This window comes from Mesorhizobium sp. M7D.F.Ca.US.004.01.2.1 (assembly GCF_003997785.1).
Lineage (GTDB): Bacteria > Pseudomonadota > Alphaproteobacteria > Rhizobiales > Rhizobiaceae > Mesorhizobium > Mesorhizobium loti.
Genome location: NZ_RZRQ01000675.1, coordinates 1 through 1,109, shown reverse-complemented (window position 1 = coordinate 1,109; position 1,109 = coordinate 1). Strand labels below are relative to the sequence as shown.

At 64.9% G+C, this 1,109-nt stretch carries 1 protein-coding gene; it reads right to left on the bottom strand.

The window, feature by feature from the left end; translation table 11 throughout:
• Window positions 1-1,109: chaperonin GroEL (groEL, locus tag EN993_RS36095; RefSeq protein WP_127266271.1), on the bottom strand; the 1,109-nt coding region annotated here is incomplete at both ends.

Genomic DNA, 1,109 nt, shown 5'->3' with positions numbered 1-1,109 from the left:
CCGCCCATGCCGCCCATGCCGCCGCCGCCCATGCCGCCAGGCATGCCGCCGCCAGCCGACTCCTTCTTCGGAGCCTCCGCGATCATGGCTTCGGTGGTGACCAGCAGGCCGGCGACCGAGGCCGCGTCCTGAAGAGCCGTACGGACAACCTTGACCGGATCGACGATACCCATGGCGATCATGTCGCCATACTCGCCGGTCTGGGCGTTGTAGCCGAAGGTCGCGCCCTTGTTCTCAAGGATCTTGCCGGCAACGATCGATGCTTCCGCACCGGCGTTGGCCGCGATCTGGCGGGCCGGAGCCTGCAGCGCACGACGCACGATGTTGATGCCGGCGGCCTGGTCGGCATTGACGCCGGTGGCCTTGATGTTGGCCGAAGCGCGCAGCAGCGCGACGCCACCACCAGCAACGATGCCTTCTTCGACGGCCGCGCGGGTCGCGTTGAGGGCGTCATCGACGCGGTCCTTCTTTTCCTTGACTTCGACTTCCGTCGCACCGCCGACGCGGATCACCGCAACGCCGCCGGCGAGCTTCGCCAGACGTTCCTGCAGCTTCTCCTTGTCGTAGTCCGAAGTGGTCTCTTCGATCTGCTGCTTGATCTGGGCAACGCGGCCCTGGATCTCGGCCTTCTTGCCGGCGCCGTCGACGATGGTGGTGTTCTCCTTGGAGATCGACACCTTCTTGGCGCGGCCGAGCATGTTGAGGCCGACGTTCTCGAGCTTGATGCCGAGGTCTTCCGAGATGACCTGGCCACCGGTGAGGATGGCGATGTCTTCCAGCATGGCCTTGCGGCGATCACCGAAGCCCGGCGCCTTGACGGCGGCGATCTTCAGGCCGCCACGCAGCTTGTTGACGACCAGCGTGGCCAGAGCCTCGCCTTCGACGTCTTCCGAGATGATGAGCAGCGGCTTCGAGGTCTGCACGACGGCTTCGAGAACCGGCAGCATGGCCTGGAGGTTGGACAGCTTCTTCTCGTGCAGGAGGATGTAGACGTCCTCGAGCTCGGCAACCATCTTGTCGGCGTTGGTGACGAAGTAGGGCGAGAGGTAGCCGCGGTCGAACTGCATGCCTTCGACGACTTCGAGTTCGGTCTCGGCGGTCTTGGCTTC